The organism is Marivita sp. (assembly GCF_048006345.1).
Lineage (GTDB): Bacteria > Pseudomonadota > Alphaproteobacteria > Rhodobacterales > Rhodobacteraceae > Marivita.
Genome location: NZ_CP180351.1, coordinates 3724187 through 3740173, shown reverse-complemented (window position 1 = coordinate 3740173; position 15987 = coordinate 3724187). Strand labels below are relative to the sequence as shown.

Below are 15987 nucleotides of genomic sequence, written 5' to 3'. Positions count from 1 at the left end.
CCCCACGGATCGACGCGCGTCAGCGCGGCGAAATCAATACGCGCGGCCGCGCGCCGAGACCGGCCAAACGGTTTCCACAACGCCGTTCCGCACACCGACATACCAGTCGTGCACGTTGCAGGTCGGGTCACAGTGGCCCGGCACCAGCTTGAGCTTGTCATTGACCTTGAGCACGCCCTGCGGGTCCATCACCACACCATGCTCGTCCGAGCATTTGACGTATTGCACGTCGTTGCGTCCAAAGATCACCGGCAGACCCGAGTCCACCGACTGCGCCTTGAGACCCGCATCGACGATGGCCTTGTCGGCCTTCGCATGGCTCATCACCGAGGTCAGGATGAACAGCGCGTTCTCCCACTCGCCTTGGTCGATGCGCTTGCCGTCCTTGTCGAGGATACGACCGTAATCCGCGTCCATGAACGCGTAGATCCGCACTGCAGCTCGTTGTACACACCCGAGTTGGACTCGAAGTAATACGACCCGGTGCCGCCGCCGCCGACGATGTCACACTCGATGCCTTCGGCCTTGAGCGTGTCCACGGCGTCTTTCACCTGCGCCACGGCGATGTCGATCTTCGCCTTGCGCTCGTCATAGCTGTCCATGTGCTGCATCGCGCCCTGATAGGCCTGGATGCCGGCGAACTTCAGACCCTCTGCCGCGTCAATCGCCTTGGCAATCTCGACAACCGCAGGCGTCGTGGTCACGCCGCAACGACCCGCGCCGCAATCGATCTCAACCAGACATTCGATCTGCGTGCCGTGCTTGACCGCCGCTGCCGACAGGTCCGCCACGTTGGCCAGATCGTCCACACAGCAGATCGTCCGCGCGCCCAGCTTCGGCATACGCGCCAGACGGTCGATCTTGGCGGGATCACGCACCTGGTTCGACACCAGAACGTCCTTGATGCCACCGCGGGCGAACACCTCGGCCTCGGACACTTTCTGGCAGCACACGCCGCAGGCGCCGCCCAGTTCGACCTGGAGCAGGGCCACGTCCACCGACTTGTGCATCTTGCCATGCACGCGGTGACGCATGCCATGCGCCTTGGCGTAATCGCCCATCTTCTTGATGTTGCGCTCCAGCGCGTCGAGGTCGAGAACGAGGCAGGGTGTCTGCACCTCGGCTTCGCTCATGCCCGGCTTGGCGGGAATGTCGAAACCGACTTCATAATCGTCCAGAATGCTCATGTCTTTCATTGCGTCTCTCCGAAGGTAAAGCGTGTCGCGATTGACATGCAGACTCGCTGTGTGTCGTATAGTTCCGGTTGTTTCCTATCGGAAACAGGATCGGAAAGGAAGCGCGTTTACCGCGTCATCCACGGCAGTTTATCGAGGTCCACGTTCCCGCCCGTGACGATCACGCCTACACGCTTGCCGGCGAAGGCTTCCTTGTTCTTGAGGATGATCGCCAGCGGCACGGCGCAGGACGGCTCCATCACGATGCGCAGATACTTCCACGTGATCTTCATCGCGTCGATGATCTCTTCTTCCGACGCGGTCATGATGTCGGACACATGGTTCGACACAAAATGCCACGTCAGATCCTTGAGCGGCACCTTGAGACCATCGGCAATTGTCTCGGGCGCGTCATCGGCGATGATGTGCCCCGCCTTGAAGCTGCGATAGGCGTCGTCGGCCTGTTCCGGCTCGGCGGCAATGATTTTGACATCAGGTGCCAGTGTCGACAGTGTCAGACAAGTCCCCGAAATCATCCCACCACCCCCGATGGGTGCCACCATCATGTCGAGACCGTCGGTCTGTTCCATGAATTCCTTGGAACAGGTCCCCTGCCCCGCGATAACGCGGGGGTCATTGTAGGGGTGCACGAACTCACCACCGGTGCGCGCCTGCACTTCGGCAAAAACCGCCTCGCGCGATGTGGTCGACGGCTCGCACTCGGTGATCGTGCCGCCATAGCGACGCACCGCGTCTTTTTTGGCCTGCGGCGCGGTGCGCGGCATGACCACGTTACACGGGATACCACGACGGCCTGCGGCGTAGCTCAGGCACAAGGCATGGTTACCCGAGGAATGGGTACACACCCCACGCTCCGCCTCTTCATCGCTCAACCCGAACACCGCGTTCGATCCGCCCCGCACCTTGAAAGCACCCGGCTCCTGGAAGTTCTCGCACTTGAAGAACAACTGCGCCCCGGTCAGGTCGTTGAGGTAATCCGACTGCATCACCGGTGTGCGGCGGATATGCGGTTTGATCCGCTCATGCGCCGCCAGCATGTCTTCATAGGTCGGGATGATCATGCCCATGTCTTTCATTCTGCTGCCACTTTCTGTGCAATGTTCGACCCGTGACGATAGTGCTCCTGCGCCGCAGCCACACCAGACCCAAGCTTGATATCGAGGCCAAGATCGACCATGCACATCTCGGCTGTGGCGATACCCGAAAGCGCCATCACGTCGGTGAGGCTGCCAAGGTGGCCGATGCGAAACACCTTGCCCGCCACGTCACCCAGACCAACGCCGAACGCCACTCCATATGTGCTGGCTGCATGGGTCACGATATCGGTCGCGTTGAACCCTTCCGGTGTCCGGACTGCCGACACGGTGTCAGAGTAGAGGTCCGGCGTTTCGGCACAGAGCGTAAGACCCCATGCGTCGACAGCCGCGCGCACGCCTTCGGCAATGCGGGTATGACGCGCAAACACGTTCTCAAGACCTTCGTCCTGCAGCATGCGGCACGCCTCATTCAGGCCATTCATCAGGCCAACGGCGGGCGTGTAGGGATAGGCGTTCTTTTCGTAGCCCTTCATCATGTCGTTGACATCAAAGAACGTGCGGAACAGACCTGCGGTCTTGGTCGCCTCCATCGCCTTTTTGCTGAAGGCTGTGATCGCAAGACCAGCAGGCAGCATGAAGCCTTTCTGCGACCCGGTCACGGCAACATCGACACCCCAGTCGTCAAAGCGGAAATCCATGGACGCAATCGACGACACGCCATCCACGAACAAAAGCGCCGGGTGCTTGGCCGCATCCATCGCGCGGCGGACCGCTGCGATGTCAGACTTCACGCCGGTGGCCGTTTCGTTGTGTGTGGCGAGGACCGCCTTGATCCGGTGCGCCGTGTCCTTGGTCAGGATCTCTTCATAGCGATCCGCCGGGATACCCTTGCCCCACGCCACGTCCACGATGATCACATCAAGACCAAAGCGTTCGCACATGTCGATCCAGCGATGCGAGAACATGCCGTTTCGGGCCACCAGAACGGTGTCACCGGCGCTGAGCGTGTTGGTCAGCGCGGTCTCCCATCCGCCCGTACCGGACGCGGGGAAGATGAACACTTCCGCGCTGGTGCTTTTCAGGATCTGCTGAACCGCCTTGCGGGCCGGGTGCAGGATCTTACCGAACAACGGCGACCGGTGGTCGATGGTCGGCATATCGCACGCCTTGCGCAGCGATTCAGGAATGTTGGTCGGGCCGGGAATGAAAACGGGGTTCTGGAAACTCATGGTGTCTCTCCTCCAATTACCCACAACTTACGTTACGGCACTGCCTCGCGCAATTTTTTCGAAATTATTTTTCATATTTCGAAAATCTCAATTAGTGTTCATTTTCAGTTGTTTGTATTTTTCACGAGATGAAATGATTTTTTGAAAACGAAAAGCGCACCCGTTTGGATGCGCTTTTCAAGGGGCTTTCAGCAGAATCGGCGAGCGGACTTACCGCCCTGCACCCAACCGCAACGGCATGTGCCGGTTCACATCCTTGTAAAGCAGATAGCGGAACCGCCCCGGCCCACCAGCATAACACGCCTGCGGGCAGAACGCGCGCAGCCACATGTAATCACCCGCCTCGACCTCGACCCAATCCTGGTTGAGCCGGTACACCGCCTTGCCTTCAAGCACATACAACCCGTGTTCCATCACATGTGTTTCGGGAAACGGGATCACCGCGCCGGGTTCCAGCGTCACAATGGTGATGTGCATGTCATGGCGCAGGTCGGTGGGATCGACAAAGCGCGTGGTCGCCCATTTCCCATCAGTGCCGGGCATCGGGTTCGGCGTGACCTCGGCATCGCTGCTGATGATGACCTCCGGGCGGTCCAGCCCCTCGACCGCCTGATACGCCTTACGGACCCAGTGAAAGCGCACGGGCTCTGCGCCATGGTTGCGCAGGGTCCAACCGGATTGCGTCGGCAGGTAGGCATAACCCCCTGCGGTCAGCTCATGGGTCTTGCCGCCAACCGTCAGGCTCATGGAACCCTCAACCACAAACAGCACGCCTTCTGCCTCGGGATCGGTCTCGGCACGGTCGGATCCGCCACCGGGGCCGACCTCCATGATGTAATGCGAAAAAGTCTCGGCAAATCCGGTCAGGGGCCGTGCGATCACCCAGAGGCGGGTGTTGTCCCAGAACGGCAGAAAGCTGGTGGTGATGTCCCGCATCGTGCCTTTCGGGATCACCGCATAGGCCTCGGTGAACATGGCGCGATCCGTCAAAAGCTGGTCTTGCCCCGGATGCCCACCTTTGGGCGCAAAATACGATGTGGTCATGCGCGATACCCTCTGCTGCTGATGCCCCAAGTATCGCGCTACGTCGCGCAACCGACCATGCCTATCGGCAATCAAGACTTTTCGGCTTTCCTTGATAATCGCGACTGATTGCCTTGGAACCGCAATTAATCGTCAGACGCCGTAGTAATCCCGATACCACGCCACGAACTTCGCCACCCCTTCGCGCACATCGGTCCGGGGCGCATATCCGGTCAGGTTCCGCAGAAGCGACGCATCGGCCCAGGTGGCAAACACATCCCCCTTCTGCATCTCCATATAATTCCGCTTGGCTTTGATCCCGGTCTCCGCCTCGATCGCCTCAATGAAATCGAGAAGGCGCACCTTGTCCGAGTTGCCAATATTGACGATCCGGTAAGGGGCTGCCGGGCTCAGCGTATCCCCTTCAACCGCCGTGTCCGGCCCACCGGGCACCGCATCCATCAAAAGCCGGATACCGCGCACCAGATCCTCGACATAGGTAAAATCTCGATACATGTCGCCGTGATTGTAGATGTCGATGGGCGTGCCGTCGAAGATGCCCTTGGTGAACTTGAACAACGCCATGTCGGGCCGCCCCCACGGGCCATAGACGGTGAAGAAGCGGAACATTGTGGTCGGGATGTTCCACAGATGCGCATAGGAATGCGCCATGCTTTCATTCGCCTTCTTGGTGGCCGCGTAGAAGGTCAGCTGCCTGTCCGCCTTGTCAGTCTCGCGGAACGGCATCTCTTGGTTGGCACCATAGACCGAGGATGTGGACGCCATCAGCAGATGCTCGACCTGCAACTGCCTTGCCGCCTCCATCACGTTGAAGGTGCCCACCAGATTGCTGTCCAGATAGGCGCGCGGGTTCTCAAGCGAATAGCGCACCCCGGCCTGCCCGGCGAGATGGACAATGACATCCGGTGCAAACGTGGCGGCGACCTCTTCGAATGTGCCGTCTTCCTCCAGCGTGGCATGGGTAAAGCTGTAACCCGCAGACTGCAGAAGCATCTGATTGCGCCGCTCTTTCAGCGTCACATCGTAATAATCGGTGATCGCATCATAGCCATGGACAATGAAGCCTTCATCCAGCAGAAGCCGCGCAAGATAGTAGCCGATGAAGCCGGCGGTTCCGGTGACGAGGACACGTTTCATAAAGTCTTTTCGCCCATGATGTCGATCTGATTGCGCTCGCGCCTAACACGAAAGACATCCCGCGACCACCAAATGAAATCGCTTTTGCCCTTTGTAATGACGATCTCAATCCCATATTCCCCTGCACAACCGCACAAAAAAGTGGCAAGAGCTGAACGTCGAAAAAAGAAGTCTGCATGTTGTTTTCCAAGTTCTTCAGCAAGCGCAAAGCGCCCGCACCCGAGGTGGTGTTCGACCCGGTGCAACCGGAATCGCGCTTTTGCGTGATCGGCGACATTCATGGTCGCATTGATCTGCTAACATCCCTCGTCGAGGCCGTTCCCGAGAAGATGAGCATCATTTGCGTCGGCGATCTGGTTGATCGCGGCGACCACAGCAAAGAGGTGCTGGAGTTCGTGATGCAGCATGACCGCATCACGTCACTGATGGGCAATCACGAACAGCTGATGCTCAACTTCCTCAAGTCGCCCGAAACTCAGGGCCGCAGATGGCTCCGCAACGGCGGGCTGCAAACACTTGCCAGTTTCGGTGTGTCGGGCGTCACCGACTCCTCCGGGGCCGAAGCCCTCACACGGGCGCGGGATACGCTTTACGACGCGATGGGCGAAAACATGGTCGCGTGGGTCGCTGGACTTGAGTGTATTGCATGGTCCGGAAACGTGGCTGTCGTTCATGCGGGCGCGGATCCAAACACACCTCTGGAAGAACATGCGCCGGACACGTTCATCTGGGGCCATCCCGATTTCCGCAAGACGCCACGAACCGATGGCTTCTGGATCGTCCATGGCCATACAATTGTCGACGTTCCCAAGATGCGTGATGGCCGTATTTCGATCGACACAGGCGCCTACGCGACAGGTCAATTGACCGCCGCCTTGTTCAGCCAGGACGGGGTCGAGTTCATTTCGACCTGAACCGCAGATTGCGGCAATGTATACCACTGTATGCTGTTTACAACTCAGCTGGTTTGGCCTATGGCATGGGCAAATCATGAAAGGCGTGACCCATGGCTGATTCCACAACCCCCGACATCATCTATACCAAGGTAGACGAAGCACCCGAGCTGGCCTCGGCGTCGTTCCTGCCGATCATCCAGAAATTCGCAAGCGCCGCCGGTGTCACCGTTGGCACCAAGGATATTTCGCTCGCTGGTCGTATCCTTGCGACCTTCCCCGAGCATCTCACCGAAGCGCAGCGTCAGTCCGACGACCTCGCGGAGCTTGGTCAGCTTGTGAAAACGCCCGAAGCGAACGTGATCAAGCTGCCGAATATCTCGGCCTCGGTGCCGCAGCTGGTCGCCGCGATCAAGGAATTGCAGGGACAGGGCTATGCGATTCCGGATTATCCCGAATCGCCTGAAACCGATGCGGACAAGGCCATCCGCGCCAAGTACGACACGATCAAAGGCTCTGCCGTGAACCCGGTCCTGCGCGAAGGCAACTCCGACCGCCGCGCGGCCAAGGCGGTCAAAGCCTACGCCCAGAACAACCCGCACCGCATGGGCAACTGGTCTGCGGACAGCAAGACCCGTGTGTCCTCCATGTCGGGCGGTGACTTCCGCTCGAACGAGAAATCTGCAACGCTGGCCACCGAAAGCACCGCGAAGATTGTTCTGGTGGGTGAAGACGGGTCCGAAACCGTCCTGAAGGACGGCCTCAGCTATCCTGCAGGCACAGTCGTCGACGCGACCTTCATGTCAGCCAAGGCGCTGGACGCCTTTCTTGCTGACGAAATCGCCAAGACCAAGGCAGAAGGCACGCTCTTTTCTCTGCACCTCAAGGCGACGATGATGAAGGTCTCCGACCCGATCATCTTTGGCCACGCAGTCAAGGCGTTCCTCCAGCCGGTGTTCGACACCTATGGCGCTGAACTGGACGCTGCAGGCGTGAACCCGAACTCCGGTCTGGGCGATCTCATGGCCCGCGTCGAAGACAAGCCAGAGATCAAGGCCGCCATCGAGAAAATCATCGCAGAGCGCGCGCCGCTTTACATGGTGGATTCCGACAAAGGCATCACCAACCTGCACGTGCCCTCTGACGTGATCGTCGATGCCTCCATGCCCGCGCTGATCCGCGCAGGCGGCAAAGGCTGGGGTCCGGATGGCAAGGAACATGACGCCAATTGCGTGATCCCCGACAATTCCTACGCCCCGGTTTATGAAGAGACGATCGCCTACTTCAAGGAAACCGGAAAGCTTGACCCGGCGACCGCAGGCACGGTTCAGAACATCGGTCTTATGGCACAGAAGGCCGAGGAATACGGCTCCCACCCGACCACGTTTGAGATCCCGCACAACGGGACCGTGAAGATGATCCTCGGCGATGGCACGGTCCTGCACGAACACGCCGTCGAAGCAGGCGACATCTGGCGCTCGGCCTCGACCCGCAAAGCGCCCATCGAAGACTGGGTGCAATTGGCCATCGACCGCCAGCGCGCCGAAAACTGCGAAGCGATCTTCTGGCTGGACGCAAGCCGCGCCCATGACGCGGAACTCATCAAGTATGTCGAGCCGATCCTTGCCGCCAAGGGCGTCGCCGACAAGTTCAAGATCATGGCCCCGCGCGAAGCAACACGCGCGTCGCTGGAAACCATCCGGGCAGGCAAAACCTCGATTGCCGTTACCGGCAACGTGCTGCGCGACTACCTGACAGACCTCTTCCCGATCCTCGAACTGGCCACCTCGGCCAAGATGCTGTCCATCGTCAAACTGATGAACGGCGGCGGGTTGTTCGAAACGGGGGCTGGCGGCTCTGCTCCGAAGCACGTGCAGCAGTTGCAGCAGGAAAACCACCTGCGCTGGGACAGCCTTGGCGAATTCTGTGCGCTGGGTGAAAGCCTGCAATTCCTCGCAGATGTGCGCAGCAACGAAAAGGCGCGCGTTCTCGGCAAGGCAGTGGATGCCGCAACGCAGGGCATTCTGGATGACAACAGGTCGCCGTCCCGCAAGGTGGGTGAGCCGGACAACCGCGACAGCCACTACTGGTTCGCCCGCTACTGGGCCGAAGCACTGGCGGCACAGTCCGACGATGCAGAGCTGGCTTCCCATTTTGCGCCCATCGCAGCGGCCTTGGCCGAAAACGAGGCGGCGATCCTGTCTGAACTGAAAGCGGCCCAAGGCGCACCCGCGGATCTGGGCGGCTACTACCACACCGATGCCGCGAAAACCGCAGCGGTGATGCGCCCCTCTGCGACGCTGAACGCGATCATCGGCTAAGGTCTTTGGCCTCAGTCCCAAGCGGGTTCGAAACCGCTTGGGACACACCGCAGTGACGCGACCTTCTTTTGCGGCGTACGCACAGTTTCCAAATCGTTAAGCGGTTACACGCCATACCCTCGCCCACGATGCGCATCGAGCGGGAAGGGTCACTCCCATGCCGCGATACGACAGAACTGACACTTCTCTCATATGCCGGAAGGCTGACCATGAGAGACCGGTCTCCGAACAGGCTTCGGCAACCCCGAAGTACAGGTCGCCCGTTCAATCGGGGATTTGAGAGAACCGTCAGGCCCAACAGCGCGGCGCCGCTTCTTCTCTTGTAAGACACTGCCATGGTGAACCAGATCGGCGGGTCCAGTCCCGACCGAACCCAAACGCGTAGGCCGGGCATGGCCCCACATTGTTTGGAAACAGCATAACCGACTCACCGCGACCCCACCGAAAACCGGCAGACGCATCACGCCCGCGCTCTTTTTGGCTCGCACTCCAGTGATCCTGTTGAAACAATGGCGCTTTTTGCGGGCGTCACTTTTTCTTGATACGTCATGGGACATGCCAGTTCCCGTGGTTCCAGTCACGCGTCGGTGTCAAATCTTACCGCCGATCACGCGCTGAACCCCCAGCAAATCCTGACCCGCACCATGCCTGTGCAGCCCCGCGCAGGGGGTGATCGGGGGCGCTCCACGTCAAGTCCACTTTTGCGAGAGCCGATGTGCACGAGCTGTGAATTCAAAGCCCGCCGCACCGACCCTAGCTTGAGTGGTGTCGGACAGACAGCCCGACGACAGACATCAAACCCAACCGCGCCGCAGGGCGCACACCACCTCAAGATAAAGGATCACACACATGAAAACCCTCATCACAGCCGCAGCTCTTGCCCTCACCGCCTTCTCGGCATCCGCCATGGTCGACACTTCTGCCATCGAAAAATACGTCCCGAATTCAGACGTGGCCGCTCTGTCCGACGCCGAGGTGAACTCCATCCTCAACGTCATCCATTCGAGCGACAGCGAAGGCGAAAAGCGCTCGCTGATCTGGTCGCTGCTCAACTGAACCCCACCCGCGCCTTACGGCGCATGACACATCATCTTAAAGGATCACAGACATGAAAACCCTCATCACAGCCGCAGCTCTTGCCCTCACCGCCTTCTCGGCATCCGCCATGGTCGACACCTCGGCCATCGAAAAATACGTCCCGAACGCAGACGTGGCCGCTCTGTCCGACGCCGAGGTGAACTCCATCCTCAACGTCATCCACTCGAGCGACAGCGAAGGCGAAAAGCGCTCGCTGATCTGGTCGCTGCTCAATTGAGCCGGCACGGGCCTCTGACGGCCCCACACCCAATCCCGCGACGGTGCCTTTGACCAAGGCCCGTCGCGGACGATGACAAGGCCGCCCACACAGGGCGGCCTTCAATCGCTTAGAGACTCAATGCGCGGTTTCGCCAGTGAGTTCGACGGTGAAGAACCAGTCTTCCTCGGGGTCCTTCTGCAAGACATCATCCGGCACCACCTCGGGACCAGACAGGAACACGTTGGAGCCGAAGTGATTGTGCAACCGCGACAGTCTTTCCAACCGGTCGCCCGTCAGATCGGCATAGAAATTCGCATAATTCTCCGTCGCACGCAGTTCGTCGATCTTGGCCCTGTGCGCCGCAACCGCGCTTTCATGCGCGGCGCGAATGTCTGGATCTGACAGCAACCGCTCCAGTTCCGCGCGCAAAATCGGCATGCGCGCCTGAATCGACAGTTCTTCCTCGTAATTGTTGTTCATCCGAAACCAGTAGGCGAGCCCCTGATCACGGTCGACATGGTTCACCCGCCCCCGGTCGCGTTTGACCAGAAAGCTCTCCGCAGAGCGCACAGCGTAGTGGTTCAGTTGTACGAGGTCATAGCCATAGGTCTCGGTGGTGGATCGCCAGCCATTGCGGAACATTTCGCGCGGCAAAGGCTTGCCCGACCCGTTGACCCAGTTGATGTCTTCCCAAAGCTGGGGGTTGAGACCTTTGGGCCGATGCACCCCCATTTTCTTGAACAGGCCAATATTCTTGAACAGCGTCTTGAAGCCCCAAGCCTGATGCGGCTTGCGGGCAAATTCGGGCGCGCAGCGCAGGAACTGTTCGGTGATCGGGCCGTCCACAAATTCATGCACATCGCAATTTCCAAACAGCCGCCATGTCATGGCGATCATGTTGGCGTCGGGGACAGCATCAAACAGCGCATCCAGCGTACCGTCGCCCACCTTGATGTTCACGAACTCGTCCACGTCGATGCAGGTCAGCCACGCCGCCGATTTGACAATCGGCTCATCGTCCGACGCCTGCAACGCTGCGTGCTGAGGCTTCAGCCCGCTTTCCCGAAACGGGTTTTCACGGTGCTGCACGATACCCTTGCGTTCCAGCATCTGGAGCATGGTGTCGGTGCCATCGGTGCAATCATTCGTGTAGACCAGAAAATCGTCGAACCCGATGGCCCGGTGATAAGCCAGCCATTCAAGGATGAACGGACCCTCGTTCTTCATCGTGGTGACGATCACGCGCCGCCCCTTCCCCTTGGGTTGCGCATCGGCCTCCAGTTCAGGCATCCGAACCGGTTTGTGGCCCCAGTACTTCTCGGACATCTCGATCAGGGGCGGGTGTTCGATGAGCGAGGTCTTGGGGACAATCTTGGAAATCGACGGCGTCGGATGCCGCAGCGCCATGTGCCGGTAGAACAACTGCGTGCGCGCCCGGTCTGGAATCGCGTTGCCGATGCGGATCATCCGCCAGATTGCGGCTTCCGTTGCCTTGGCCGGCGCAATGCACCAGCGCTGCCGCCCGCCGCGGGCATCGAACTGGACACAGATGTGATCGGCAAAACGCGTGGGATCGTCCTTGCGCACGCGCCACGGATAGCAGTGCCGCCCGTAAAGCGCGATCACCCCGCCATCGGCTTCGACCGCATTGTCGAACATGTTGGGCGCACCAAGCGGCATGAGGTCGTGCACCTCGATATTGCAGACCGCCCGGGCCTGCCCCAGAAACCGGGCGCGCAGGATTTCGTAAAGCGACATGGCCCCAAGGGGAGAGTCCCAAGGCGACGGCTTTGGCACTTTCATCCGGTCTTTGCCGGGGGCTTCCGGCACGCAGAACGGGTGCGATTCCGCGGGGGCATCGGTGCGGCCCAGCGGCAGATCGCTGCTTAGGATCGTCACGTCACAGTCGAGCGACAGGCGGTCCAGTTCCGCCGCCAGATCGGATGCGAAGGCCGGGTTAGTTCCCGGTTTCGCCCTGTCCACGATAACGACCGCCTGAAGCGACTGGGTCTGCACATGGTGCTGCAACCAGACCGCAACGGTCTGCGCATCTTCGCCATTGCGCACGGCAGCAATGCAGTTCAGGCCTTCGAAACGGTCCTGCTCCGACGCCAGAGGGGTGATGTCGACCGGGGCACCAGCCAGCGTCAGCCGAAGGCGGCCATCTGCGGGCAGGGGATAGGTGATGCAGACAGCACCCCCGACGCTGATCTGCGACAGCGGTTCGATGCCGTCTGCATGCCCCAGAGACGAAAGATCGCTCCCCGCTGCAAAGAACAGGGCGGCGCGCGGGCCGTCCTCGTGATCCGTGGAAACGGCGTCAAGAAGGGTGATCGGGCCAAGCCCCATACCCAGCAAGCGTCGTTCGATCACCTGTCCCATGTCGTCCTTACCTGCGGTTCAACAGCCGGTCGGTCGCGGCCCGCTCATAACGCCGCCTTCAACCCGTTGACCAGATCGTCCATGTCCGGGTCGATTTTCAAGGATGCCGCCTTGCGTTTGTGCCAGTCAACTGCACGCGCATGCAGATCAGCCAGCACCGGATCGGATTTCAACTCCTTGGCCAGCTTGGTCACCTTGGTCTTGTACCGGTCGATCGAGGTGTCTTTTTCGTGGTTCAGGTTGAACCGCTCCCAATACTCCATCCCCAGGACATGGTGTGAGTGGTTGGCACGACCGCGCGCGCGTTTGACAAGAAAACTGTCCATCGACCGAAGCGCATAATGGTTCACCTGCGCATGGGTGAAAAGCGGCGGATTGGCGGTACGTTCGCCGTTGATGACATAGTCGATCCCACCGGGAAGCACGCGGCGTGTGTCGGCGACATGCTCGTCCAGCGACACCGGGGCATGCAGTCCCATGCGCTGGAACTTGTGCTGGTTGGTGTAAAGCGATTTGACGAACTTGCCGGTTTCGGGGCGCAGCTCGGCGTCCCATTCGTATTCACCCATACGGAATTGCTGGGTCACAGGTTTGTCCGCAAACGCCTCGATCCCGTCCGATCCGAACACCCGCCACGGCACCGAAATCACATCGGCATTCGGCCCAGACCCTTCGACAAGCGCCTGCACCGATCCATCGCCAAGATGGACATTGAGGTATTCATCCACGTCACAGACAAACACCCATGTGGCATTCAGCACGATGTCATAACGCCGACTGGCCTGGCGCAGGGCTGATCGATGAATCCCGGCACGGCGCACGACGGTGTTGTGTTGGGTCACCAGACCCATCTCTTGCAGGCGCAGCAGGATCTCGACAGTCGTGTCAGTACAATCATTGGTGCAGACCAGAATGTGGTCAAACCCCAACGTTTTGTAGTGGGCCACCCAATCAATGATGTAGGGGCCCTCGTTCTTCATGGTTGAGACAACCGTGTAGGTCTCACCGCTCATTTTATGCCTCGCCTCGCGGGTCTTTGGTCGACCGCATTCATTCGTATTTTGCGAAAAAACTACGTGTCAGTCGGCTTTCTTGCAAGCTGCATGGCAGCAAAGGCACGAATGACGCAAAAACTGAGTCAGATATCACGCAGGCTACACAAAACGGCCGTTTGCCCCTAGCATCCCGAAAACAAAGGCGCCCGGCACTGACAAGAGGCGCGAATGAGGACATGCAGATGCCACGCACGCGCGAGGTTGGAACGCTCTGGATCGGGGGGCCGCTCAGCTGGCTTGAACAGCTGTGCCTGAAGTCCTTTGTCGACAAGGGCCAGAAGATCACCCTGTTCAGCTATGAAGACATTCCGAACGTCCCCGACGGCGTGATCCGCCGCGATGGACGCGAGATTATCGACACCGAAGATTTCATCAAATACGAGCAGAAGAACAGCTATGCGCTGTTTGCCGACTGGTTCCGCCTGCACATGATCCACCAGAACCCCGGCATGATCTGGGTGGATACGGACGTCTATTGCTACCGTCCGATGGACTACGACAGCGATTATGTCTTCGGCTACGAACTGCCCGGCGAACACCGTGTGAACAACGCTGTTCTTGGTCTGCCATCAGACAGCGATGCGCTGCGCCAGATGCTCGATTTCACCAGCGACCGCTACTCCATCGCGCCCTTTCTTCCGAAGAAACGGAAAGAGGAAATGCGCAAGAAGGCCGAAAAGGGCAAACCGGTGCATATCACCGAACAGCCCTGGGGCGTTTGGGGACCGATGATGGTGACCCATTATGTGCATGCGCTTGGTCTGGAGGAGCATGTGCAACCGCTCAATGCCTTCTACCCGATCACCTTTCGCGAACGGTTCAAGTTCATGCGCCGTGCCGACATTGCCGAAGGGCTGATCACGTCAGAGACAACCGCCCTGCACCTCTGGGCCTCGAACAAGCGGCAGTTGGGCAACCTGCATGACGGGCTGCCACCCAAGGGGTCGTACCTCGAAAAGCTGGTGCAAGAGCATGGCATCACCCCTGCACTGGCCCCGATCAAGGGGCGCGGAAACACGACATTCGACGGTGCTCTGATCGACGAGTTGGACCTTGATGAGGTTACCAGCGTGGCCGACCTGACCGGACAAGCACGCAGCTTCGTTCTGGCGCTGCATCACAAGTTCGATTGCGACATCCAGTTGGTGAACACCAATCGCCGCGCCAAGTTCAAAGACGAGGACATGCCCTGGCTGGCCGAGTACATCACCTTCCTGACCGAAAACGAGGTCGATCCCGACCGGATCAAGGTGATCCGCGCTGAGAAAGACCTGCGCCCGGTGGATGTGCTGTGCAATCTGCAGGGCTTTGGCGATCAGTGGAAAACGCAGTTTCTGGAGCTATTCCTGCAACGCTGCATACATTCCGACACACGGGTTTTCATGGATGTCCGGCGCGGCTCTGGCGCGTTTCCGTTTCTCAAGCCCTATGGCGCGAACACAACCCTGTCGACACGCGAGGATGACGGTAAACAGGTCACGCGCATCCGGGTCACACCCAACCCGCCCGAACCTGTCACCGATGACAGTTGGGACGCCATCGCGCTCAAGCTCGCAGGTCTTAAAGGGTGGTATCGCGCAGGCACAAACGGGCACAGCTTTGTCTACATCCCGCGCGACTCCGATACGCTGGTGGTGTCTTTTGACAATCTCGACATCGCGATGACCAAACGCGAGGACCGCCGCCCCTGGGGTTACAGCTTTATCAAAGATCAGGGCTGGTCGATGCTGGGTGTGCTGGCGGGCGGCTGGACGTGGTACCGCGAACCATGGGTTTACGACCAATTCGACGATTTGAAAGCAAGCGGGTTCTTCGAAAAGTTCAAACGCGTGGTGTTCTATGGCGCGTCAATGGGCGGGTACGCGGCTTGCGCCTTTTCCCCCGCCGCGCCGGGATGCGATGTGGTCGCCATCTCTCCGCAGTCGACGGTCGACAAATCCATTGTGCCTTGGGAAACCCGCTACAAGGTTGTCTGGGACCGCGACTTTTCCGGACCCTATGGCGACGCCGCCGTGGTCAGCCAAGCCGCCAATCGCGTTTCGATCCTGTATGATCCCTATGAGCCGCTCGACGCGCAGCACGCCGCGCGGTTCACCGGCGATAACGTGCAACACCTGCGCGCGCCGTTGCTGGGGCACCGGCTGGGCAGTTCCCTGAACCAGATGGGCATTCTGAGTCCGATCATCCTTGGCGCGCTGAATGGCACGCTGGGCGCGCACGACTATTACAAGCTGCTTCGCGAACGGCGCAGCTTCCCGCGCTACCAGAGGGAGCTGTTCAACCGCGCCGTCGAAAAGGGCCATACGACCCTCGCCAAGGCACTCGGGGAACACATCCTCAAACAGAACCCCAATCGCGCCGTGCGCATGGCAATGAAGGAATTGGCAGACTGAACG

11 protein-coding genes and 1 pseudogene are annotated in these 15987 nt (G+C 59.6%); 5 read left to right on the top strand and 7 right to left on the bottom strand.

The features are described from left to right. Positions 1-33: 33 nt before the first annotated feature. The 5 genes and pseudogenes from bhcC to ACMVPR_RS18150 form a co-directional block, all read right to left on the bottom strand. A pseudogene (gene bhcC, locus ACMVPR_RS18170) lies at positions 34-1196 on the bottom strand (3-hydroxy-D-aspartate aldolase BhcC). 107 nt (positions 1197-1303) lie between these two features. After that, a complete protein-coding gene (gene bhcB / locus ACMVPR_RS18165) occupies positions 1304-2272 on the bottom strand; it encodes a beta-hydroxyaspartate dehydratase BhcB (protein ID WP_416884010.1) in 969 nt (322 codons plus the stop codon). Beyond that, positions 2269-3462 carry an L-aspartate--glyoxylate aminotransferase BhcA gene (gene bhcA / locus ACMVPR_RS18160; protein WP_416884009.1) on the bottom strand — a complete coding sequence of 398 codons (1194 nt, stop codon included), beginning with the start codon at positions 3460-3462 and terminating at the stop codon, positions 2269-2271. Before bhcA ends, bhcB begins: the two co-directional genes overlap by 4 nt. A gap of 210 nt (positions 3463-3672) precedes the next feature. Beyond that, positions 3673-4506, bottom strand: coding sequence for a bifunctional allantoicase/(S)-ureidoglycine aminohydrolase (locus tag ACMVPR_RS18155; RefSeq protein WP_416884008.1), 834 nt, complete (start codon positions 4504-4506; stop codon positions 3673-3675). A 132-nt stretch (positions 4507-4638) separates the two neighbouring features. Next, complete coding sequence (locus tag ACMVPR_RS18150) at positions 4639-5643, bottom strand: NAD-dependent epimerase/dehydratase family protein (RefSeq protein ID WP_416884007.1); 1005 nt, start codon at positions 5641-5643, stop codon at positions 4639-4641. Between the two features lie 176 nt (positions 5644-5819). Here ACMVPR_RS18150 and ACMVPR_RS18145 point away from each other — a divergent pair, with 176 nt between their 5' ends. The 4 genes from ACMVPR_RS18145 (at position 5820) to ACMVPR_RS18130 (ending at position 10172) form a co-directional block, all read left to right on the top strand. Beyond that, entirely contained in the window at positions 5820-6557 is a 738-nt protein-coding gene (locus tag ACMVPR_RS18145; protein ID WP_416884006.1) for a metallophosphoesterase, read from the top strand. 92 nt (positions 6558-6649) lie between these two features. After that, entirely contained in the window at positions 6650-8857 is a 2208-nt protein-coding gene (locus ACMVPR_RS18140) for an NADP-dependent isocitrate dehydrogenase (RefSeq protein ID WP_416884005.1), read from the top strand. 849 nt (positions 8858-9706) lie between these two features. Continuing rightward, positions 9707-9913 carry a hypothetical protein gene (locus tag ACMVPR_RS18135; RefSeq protein WP_416884004.1) on the top strand — a complete coding sequence of 69 codons (207 nt, stop codon included), beginning with the start codon at positions 9707-9709 and terminating at the stop codon, positions 9911-9913. 52 nt (positions 9914-9965) lie between these two features. Then, a complete protein-coding gene (locus ACMVPR_RS18130; RefSeq protein ID WP_416884003.1) occupies positions 9966-10172 on the top strand; it encodes a hypothetical protein in 207 nt (68 codons plus the stop codon). A 117-nt stretch (positions 10173-10289) separates the two neighbouring features. On the opposite strand, the gene ACMVPR_RS18125 is transcribed toward ACMVPR_RS18130, so the two are convergent. Together ACMVPR_RS18125 and ACMVPR_RS18120 are read right to left on the bottom strand one after the other, a co-directional pair. Then, positions 10290-12536 carry a glycosyltransferase family 2 protein gene (locus ACMVPR_RS18125; RefSeq protein ID WP_416884002.1) on the bottom strand — a complete coding sequence of 749 codons (2247 nt, stop codon included), beginning with the start codon at positions 12534-12536 and terminating at the stop codon, positions 10290-10292. A gap of 44 nt (positions 12537-12580) precedes the next feature. Beyond that, entirely contained in the window at positions 12581-13549 is a 969-nt protein-coding gene (locus ACMVPR_RS18120; protein ID WP_416884001.1) for a glycosyltransferase family 2 protein, read from the bottom strand. 224 nt (positions 13550-13773) lie between these two features. Between ACMVPR_RS18120 and ACMVPR_RS18115 the strand changes: the two genes are divergently transcribed. Continuing rightward, on the top strand, positions 13774-15984 hold the full coding sequence (locus ACMVPR_RS18115) for a hypothetical protein (protein WP_416884000.1): 2211 nt from the start codon (positions 13774-13776) through the stop codon (positions 15982-15984). Positions 15985-15987: the final 3 nt, after the last annotated feature.